Annotated in this window: 7 protein-coding genes; 5 read left to right on the top strand and 2 right to left on the bottom strand. The window is 59.3% G+C overall.

Annotated features, from left to right (window positions below; genetic code table 11):
* Positions 1-160 precede the first annotated feature (160 nt).
* Complete coding sequence (locus tag NW827_RS10320) at positions 161-811, top strand: peroxiredoxin (RefSeq protein ID WP_414362196.1); 651 nt, start codon at positions 161-163, stop codon at positions 809-811.
* Positions 812-1,047: 236 nt separating this feature from the next.
* On the opposite strand, the gene NW827_RS10315 is transcribed toward NW827_RS10320, so the two are convergent.
* A complete protein-coding gene (locus NW827_RS10315) occupies positions 1,048-3,198 on the bottom strand; it encodes an NAD(P)H-quinone oxidoreductase subunit 5 (protein WP_414404143.1) in 2,151 nt (716 codons plus the stop codon).
* Between the two features lie 297 nt (positions 3,199-3,495).
* Here NW827_RS10315 and NW827_RS10310 point away from each other — a divergent pair, with 297 nt between their 5' ends.
* Positions 3,496-3,852: a single-stranded DNA-binding protein gene (locus NW827_RS10310; protein ID WP_414362199.1), complete on the top strand. Its 357-nt coding sequence runs from the start codon at positions 3,496-3,498 to the stop codon at positions 3,850-3,852.
* On the opposite strand, the gene NW827_RS10305 is transcribed toward NW827_RS10310, so the two are convergent.
* Positions 3,773-4,615: a cobalt-precorrin-6A reductase gene (locus tag NW827_RS10305; RefSeq protein ID WP_414404144.1), complete on the bottom strand. Its 843-nt coding sequence runs from the start codon at positions 4,613-4,615 to the stop codon at positions 3,773-3,775. The genes NW827_RS10310 and NW827_RS10305 overlap by 80 nt on opposite strands.
* A 73-nt stretch (positions 4,616-4,688) precedes the next feature.
* Between NW827_RS10305 and NW827_RS10300 the strand changes: the two genes are divergently transcribed.
* The 3 genes from NW827_RS10300 (at position 4,689) to hemL (ending at position 7,960) form a co-directional block, all read left to right on the top strand.
* Positions 4,689-5,216 (top strand): bifunctional nuclease family protein, encoded by a 528-nt coding sequence (locus NW827_RS10300; RefSeq protein WP_414362203.1) that lies wholly within the window; start codon positions 4,689-4,691, stop codon positions 5,214-5,216.
* 155 nt (positions 5,217-5,371) lie between these two features.
* On the top strand, positions 5,372-6,613 hold the full coding sequence (ispG, locus tag NW827_RS10295) for a (E)-4-hydroxy-3-methylbut-2-enyl-diphosphate synthase (RefSeq protein WP_414362205.1): 1,242 nt from the start codon (positions 5,372-5,374) through the stop codon (positions 6,611-6,613).
* Positions 6,614-6,649: 36 nt separating this feature from the next.
* On the top strand, positions 6,650-7,960 hold the full coding sequence (gene hemL / locus NW827_RS10290; protein ID WP_414362207.1) for a glutamate-1-semialdehyde 2,1-aminomutase: 1,311 nt from the start codon (positions 6,650-6,652) through the stop codon (positions 7,958-7,960).
* Positions 7,961-8,077 lie beyond the last annotated feature (117 nt).

Below are 8,077 nucleotides of genomic sequence, written 5' to 3'. Positions count from 1 at the left end.
ACATTAGGAAAGGGCTTCTCGCCTTGCGGCCAGGTTGGCGATGATCTAAAAATCTCCTAAAATCCGCTCGGGAAAGTAGAGTTTTTGTGGCAAAATAGGGGGCGGATGGATCAAATCCTACCCTCAGCGGACTGAACCCTTTACTGAGGAGAAAGAGTGTATGTCTCTCCGACTTGGCGATACGGCTCCCAATTTTACGCAAAAGTCCACCCACGGCGAAATCGACTTCTATTCCTGGGCCGGGGATAGCTGGGTAGTGTTGTTCTCCCACCCCGCCGACTACACGCCAGTCTGCACCACCGAGCTGGGTACTGTTGCCAAGCTGATGCCTGAGTTCGAGAAGCGAGGGGTGAAGGTGCTAGCCCTCAGCGTGGACGATGTAGACTCCCACCTTGGTTGGGTAAAAGACATCGAGGAAACCCAGAATGCCCGGGTGACTTATCCCATCTTGGCAGACGTTGACCGCAAGGTCTCCCAGCTCTACGGCATGCTGGATCAGACCAACCTCAATCAAGAAGGACTGCCTTTGACGGTGCGCTCAGTGTTCGTTATTGATCCCAACAAGAAAATCCGCCTTATCCTCACCTATCCAGCTAGCACGGGGCGCAACTTCGACGAGCTGCTGCGGGCAATCGATGCTCTGCAGTTGACGGATAAGTACAACGTTGTCACTCCCGCCGACTGGAAAGATGGCGATGATGTCATCATTCCACCTTCGCTGCAAGATCCTGAAGTGCTGAAGGAGAAGTTCCCGAAAGGCTACAAGGAGCTCAAGCCCTACTTGCGGATCACTCCTCAGCCCAATAAGTAAGTCCAACCTCTTTGGGAGGAGGGAAGGGATCCCTTCTTGGCAGAGTCGAGCTTCAAGAATCACCCGCCGCCACTGGCAGTTAATGGACAGGGCTCCCCCCAATCGCAGAGGGTAGGAGCCCTTTTTCTGCCCCCCAGCCCCAGGGCAGGAGCGCCCTAGTTTTCCCTCAGTAGCAGCACCGTTGCAGCTGCAGCCGGCCAAGCTAGCCAGCGTCGACGCCACCAACGGCCCCCAGGCTAGAGCCCAACCCTGGCAAGCACCACCATCACCACTACTGCCGCAAAGATGATCAGGGCGTAGAACTGCGCCTTGCCGTTCTCCAGGTATTTCATCACCTCGCCGCCGACCATGGCCACTAGCCCCGTCAGGTTGACCACCCCATCCACAATGCGGCTGTCCACCTCCAGCGCCTCCCGCGCTACAAAGCGAGTACCCTGCACAAAGACCCGCTCGTAGAGATCGTCGATATACCACTTGTTGAGGGAGAAGTAGTAGAGCGGCTGCAGGCTTTGGGGGAAGGTGCCGGGGTCAATGCGCTTTTGCCAGTAGATGAGACCCGCCAAGGCAATGCCAAGCAGCCCAATGCCCACCGAGCTGCCTGCCATGATCACAAACTCCCGCCAGTCGAAGCGGCCCGCCAGCACTGCTTGCCACTCGGCTGCCACCTGGGCCCAACCAGCTTCTGCTGCAGCCTCACTAGGCGGATGGATGAACGCCTCGAAGAAGTTGGCAAAGGGAGTGCCCACCAACCCAATCAGCAGCGAGGGAACGGCCAGCGCCACCAGCGGAATTGTCATCGATAGCGGCGACTCATGCGGTTCAGCGGCCTGCCCATGCCCTTCGTGCCCCTCTTTCCCAGCTTCGGGATGGCTGCTGGGCTGGGGCTTTTCGTAAATGTTCATGGCTCCAGGCCCAAAGGCGGCCTCTTTCCCGGCAAACGCATAGGCAAAAGCCGGCACCGGTCGGCCCTGGCTGACAGCTACCTCCTGGCGCAGCTTGAGGTTGGTGCCGCGAAACTCCCCTTCAAAGGTAAGGAAGTAGATGCGGAACATGTAGAAGGCGGTGATCCCTGCCGTGAGGAAGCCCACCCCCCAGAGAGCGGGGTTGTGCTCAAAAACCGCAGCCAAGATCTCGTCCTTGGACCAGAAGCCGGCAAAGGGCGGGATCCCACAGATGGCCAGCGTGCCAATCAAAAACGTGAGGGCCGTAACTGGCATGTATTTGCGCAGCCCTCCCATCAGGCGCATGTCCTGAGCCAAAACTGGGTCGTGGCCCACCACCGCCTCCATGCCGTGGATGACCGAGCCGGATCCCAAAAAGAGCAGCGCCTTAAAGTAGGCGTGGGTCATCAGGTGAAACAGGCTGGCCCCATAGGCACCGCAGCCCATGGCCATGACCATATAGCCCAATTGGGAAATAGTGGAGTAGGCCAGGCCCTTTTTGATGTCGTTTTGGGTAATGGCGATGCTGGCCCCCAAAAAGGCCGTCCCTGCCCCTGTCCAGGCAATGAGATCCATGACTGCCGGGATCCCTTCCAAGACCGGAAACATCCGCGCCAACAGGAATACTCCGGCAGCCACCATGGTGGCCGCGTGGATGAGGGCGGAAATGGGCGTGGGACCTTCCATGGCATCCGGCAGCCACACGTGCAGCGGGAACTGAGCTGACTTGGCCACTGGCCCCAAGAACACCAAGAGGGCAAACAGGGCAACCAAGCTGCTGCTCACCGCGCCGTTGGCCACCATCTGCTCCACATTGCGGGCCAGTTCCTCGAACTCGAAGGTTCCAGAAATCCAGTAAAAGCCCAAAATGCCCAGCAACAGACCAAAGTCGCCCACCCGGTTGACCACAAATGCCTTCTGGGCTGCCTCTGCCGCCGCCTGCCGCTCGTACCAGAAGCCAATCAGCAGGTAGGAGCACATCCCCACCAGCTCCCAGAAGATGTAGATCTGTACCAGGTTGGGACTGAGCACCAGGCCCAGCATCGAGGAGGCAAACAGGCTTAGGTAAGCATAGAAACGCACATAGCCGGGATCCTGGGCCATGTAGCCATCGGAGTAGATCTGCACCAAGAAGGCCACCGTGGTCACCACCACCAGCATCATGGCGCTGAGGTGGTCGACCACAAAGCCCATGTCCAGCGAGAAGGAGCCCGCCTGGGCCCAGGTGATGGTTCTAAGGACGGCCTCATGGCCTTGCAGCTGGCTGGCCAAGAGGGCAAAGGCGTGAACCATCGCCGTCCCCGTTGCAAATACGCTCAAAAAGGCGGCCAGAGCCCGGTTGGCCCTTGTCCAGGCGTTGAAGACCAAAATGCCTAGACCCAGCAAAAAGGCCGCCACTAGGGGATAGACGGGGATCAACCAGGCGTATGCGTAGATGAATTCCATGGGAAATGGTGCTGAATGCTTCCGCTTGCAGTAGTCAACCCTTCCTGCTGGCCGCTGAGAAGGCCTGGGCCGGCAGGGACTCTGGGGCCTCTGACATTGTAAATCTTTGCAACACAATCAGCGCCCCCTTGCGGCTACTCACTCGCAGAGATTTTTGGATCCCCCCAGAAAACCATCCCCAGCCTCAAACTACAAGGGCAATAGCCCGCTGACCCAAAGGCCTGAGGCTGGCGCTGCATCCCTTGCGGGCGCTAAAACAAAAAAGGCTAGAGCGGTCAGTAGTCTGGAGAAAAGCCCATGAGCCTGAACCTGGTGACCCTGGTGGGCCGGGCCGGTACGGATCCGGAAGTGCGTTACTTTGAATCGGGCAAGGTGGTGTGTACCTTTAGCCTGGCGGTCAACCGCTTCCGCAAGGGCGAAGACAAGCCCGATTGGTTTAACCTAGAGCTGTGGGGACGCACCGCTGAGGTGGCGGGGGAGTATGTGCGTAAAGGCAGCCTCATTGGGGTGACGGGCAGCCTGAAGTTCGATCGCTGGAAAGACAGATCCACAGGGGAGGAGCGCCAGCGGCCCGTTATTGCCGTGGAGCGGCTGGAGCTGCTGGGATCCCGTCCCGATCGCGAGCCTGATTTGCCTGCAGAGGAGCCGTTTTAAATTTCTCCAGCTGACGTTGGCACTCCTGCACCACCTCAGCCAAATTCTGGCTACACCAGGGGTAGGGCAAAGGGGGTCGTTGGATCACCCAGAGGGGGATTCCTAGGGTCTTAGCCACGGCCTGCTTGACCAGTAGACCACCGGCTTCCCCGGAGTCCTTAGTAATAACCACTTGGGGCTCCAGCCTCTGCCAAAGCTGCAGTTCCTCCTCAAAGCTCAGGGGCAAACGCCTGCCAATGACCCGCTCGGCAGCAATCCCAGCCCGCACCGCCTGGGGAACTGACTCCGGAAGCACCCGCGCGTACAACTGGCAGCGATCCTGCCAGGGTACAAACAAGGGCAACGCCTTCACCCCCACCGTTAAGAGCACCCGCCGCCCCGCCAGTACGCTCTCGCTGAGGACGGTCTGCCAGCCCGGCGCCACCTGCACCCACGGATCTAGACCTACAGAAGGACGTTCGTAGCGCAGGTAGGGGATCCCCAGTTGGGCTGTTACCTGTATAGCCAGCTGCGAGATCTGCTGGGCAAAGGGATGGGAGGCATCCACCAGCACCCCAATCCGCCGCTCCTGCAGGAATTGTGCCAAAGAGGGCAGCGAAAAGCGGGTAACCACCACCTGCCCAGGCAAATCCCGGTAAAGCCTGCTTCCCCCTGCAGTGGTAACCGTAGCTATCCAAGGGATCCCTTCTTGGCTAAGGGCGGCGGCTAAGCTGCGGCTTTCACTGGTGCCGCCGAGGAGAGCTACTGCAATTGAGTGCCGCATTGAGCTCATGCGTGTTGCCAAAGTTTTCTACCCATGGGTACGATCGAGATCCAGAGGCTGGAGGCAGTTGACCATGATCGAGATGCAGGTGGCTGGGATTGCGGTCGATGCCGTTAACCAGAACCCCATTGTCATCCTGCGCGATACCCATGGACGTCGTGCTCTGCCTATCTGGGTAGGAAAAGCAGAAGCCAATGCCATTTTGCAGGCCCTGGACGATCAGAAGCCGCTCCGCCCCATGACCCATGATCTTATCCTCAACTCCTGGAAAGCTTGGGGAATTAAGCTGGAGCGGGTCATTATCCATGCCTTGCTAGACAACACTTTTTATGCGGTGCTGGTCACGGTTAGCGGTGACAAAAAGCAGGAGATCGACTGCCGTCCCAGCGATGGTATTGCCCTGGCTCTGCGGGCCCACGCCCCCATCTGGACGGTAGAGGAAGTCATTGCGGAGGCCTCGATCCCAATGAATCAGGATGCCGACGAAGCTGAGCGCGAGGCCTTCCGCAAGTTTGTGGAAAATGTAACGCCTAGAGACTTTATTCGCCACCGACCCCTCACAGACTACCCTACGGATTCCACCACAGAAGCAGACAGCTGAAGCTGCTGTCCTATTTTCCCCGCCCTCCGGAAGGGAGCCAGGGGGGCAACTAGTGGCCTGTCTGGAAAGCACCTCGAGGCAAGGGTAGGCAGGGCCCCTCAATAGGCGGGCATTTCCGCCTACAATGAGGCTAGAGCAGCCCTTCTGAGCAAGCTATGCAAACTGTGGAGCGGCCCAACGCACAGCAGCCCTACCCAGAACCGGTCTACCCCCGTCGCCCCACCCGCACAGTGGCGGTGGGCAACGTCTTAATTGGCAGCCAGCACCCAGTGGTGGTGCAGTCCATGATCACCGAAGACGTGCTTAATATTGACGCGGCGGTGGCTGCCATTCGCCGTCTGCACGAAGCGGGCTCGGAAATTGTGCGGGTTGCTGTTCCCAGCTTGGCCCATGCCAAGGCGATGGAGGCAGTCCGGGAGAAGTTGCTCCAAACCTACAAGCCGGTGCCGCTAGTGGCTGACGTTCACCACAACGGCCTCAAGGTTGCCCTGGAGGTGGCCAAATACGTTGACAAGGTGCGCATCAATCCTGGGTTGTTCGTTGTTGAGAAGCCCCAGCCAGGGCGCACAGAGTACACAAAGGCTGAACTAGAAGCCATCCGTAGCAAGATCCGTGAAGCTTTTGTCCCCCTTGTACAGACCCTCAAGGCCCAGAACAAGGCCCTGCGCATTGGCGTCAACCACGGCTCCCTGGCGGAGCGGATGCTCTTTCTCTATGGCGACACCCCCGAGGGAATGGTGGAGTCAGCCCTGGAGTACGCTGAGATCTGTGCCGAGCAGGACTTCCACAACGTGGTTCTCTCCTTCAAGGCTTCCCGTCCGCAGGTTATGTTGGCTGCTTACCGGTTGGCGGCCCGCCGTTTCGACGCCTTGGGCCTGAACTACCCCTTCCACCTAGGGGTGACCGAGGCTGGAGATGGAGAGTATGGCCGCATCAAGTCAGCAGTGGGGATCGGGACGCTCTTGGCGGAAGGGATTGGCGACACCATTCGCGTCTCCCTCACAGAAGCGCCGGAAAAAGAGATCCCAGTGGCCTACGGTATTTTGCAGGCCCTCAACCTGCGCAAAACCATGGTGGAGTACGTGGCCTGTCCCTCCTGTGGGCGTACCCTTTTCAACCTGGAGGAGGTGCTGCAGAAGGTGCGGGCGGCAACTCAGCATCTGGTAGGCCTCGACATTGCCGTCATGGGCTGCATTGTCAACGGCCCTGGGGAAATGGCCGACGCTGACTACGGCTATGTGGGCAGGACGCCGGGGGTGATTTCCCTCTACCGTGGCAAAGAAGAAGTGAAAAGGGTGCCTGAGTCAGAAGGCGTCCAGGCTCTGATTGAGCTCATCAAAGCCGATGGTCGCTGGGTGGATCCCCCTGGGGAAGGAGGGTCCTCCTCTGCCTGCTAGTTTTATTATTCTCAGAGATACGTCGAATGCCTTGTTATGACCAGCACGCTCCGCTCCACCTCGTTCAATACCACCCGCTCCAAGGAGATCTTTGCCCGTGCCCAGCAGCTGATGCCAGGAGGGGTTAATTCTCCAGTGCGTGCCTTCAAGTCTGTCGGCGGGGATCCCGTCGTGTTTGACCGCGTCTCAGGAGCCTACGCCTGGGATGTGGACGGCAACCAGTACATTGACTACATCGGCAGTTGGGGGCCGGCCATCGTTGGACATGCCCATCCCGAAGTTATTGAGGCATTGCGGCGGGCACTGGAGAAAGGCACTAGCTTTGGCGCTCCCTCTGTTTTGGAAAACGAGCTGGCAGAGCGCGTGATCGAAGCGGTGCCCAGTGTGGAGATGGTGCGCTTTGTTAACTCCGGCACCGAAGCCTGTATGGCGGCGCTGCGCCTAATGCGGGCCTACACGGGCCGGGAAAAGGTGATCAAGTTTGAGGGCTGCTACCACGGTCATGCGGATATGTTCTTGGTCAAGGCCGGCTCGGGGGTAGCCACCCTGGGTCTGCCGGATTCGCCGGGGGTGCCCAAGGCCGCCACCAGCGCTACGCTGACTGCTCCCTACAATGATCTAGAGGCAGTTAAGGCTCTGTTTGAGCAGTATCCAGATTCGATTGCCGGGGTAATCCTCGAGCCAGTGGTGGGCAATGCCGGCTTTATCCCGCCGCAGCCAGGGTTTTTGGAGGGCCTGCGCGAACTAACCCAAAGGTATGGCGCCCTGCTGGTGTTTGACGAGGTGATGACCGGCTTTCGCATCAGCTACGGCGGCGCCCAGGCCAAGTTTGGCGTCATCCCTGATTTGACTACCCTGGGTAAGATCATTGGCGGTGGCCTGCCGGTAGGCGCCTACGGCGGCCGGCGGGAAATTATGGAGATGGTAGCACCGGCAGGGCCGATGTACCAGGCGGGTACGCTGTCCGGCAACCCTCTGGCTATGACGGCGGGGATCCAAACGCTGGAGATTTTGCGTCGCCCGGGCACCTATGAGTATCTGGAGCGCATTACTGCGAAGCTGCTGACGGGGCTGCTGGAGATTGCGCGAGAAACTGGGCACGAAATGTGCGGAGGCTATTTGCCCGGCATGTTTGGCTTCTTTTTTACTGCCGGCCCAGTGCGCAACTACGAGGAGGCCAAGCAGTCGGACTTGCAAAAGTTTGCCCGTTTCCATCGCGGCATGCTGGAGCGGGGGGTGTATCTGGCGCCCTCACAATTTGAGGCCGGCTTTACTTCCCTAGCCCACACGGAGGCGGATGTAGAGAGAACCCTGGAGGCCGCACGGGAGGTGCTGCGGGCCCTTTAGTTCTCTCACCAGCGCAGCACCTGCTAGGGGGGAAGCCTTCTCTGGAGCGCAGTCCCTTCCCACCCCTGCTTGGGCTGGATCCGACGGAGTCGAGGCTCCTGGCCCCCGCCACTCCGA

The organism is Synechococcus sp. H70.1 (assembly GCF_047502705.1).
Lineage (GTDB): Bacteria > Cyanobacteriota > Cyanobacteriia > Thermostichales > Thermostichaceae > Thermostichus.
The sequence above is the reverse complement of the archived record's forward strand: the minus strand, read 5'-3'. Positions and strand labels throughout refer to the sequence as shown.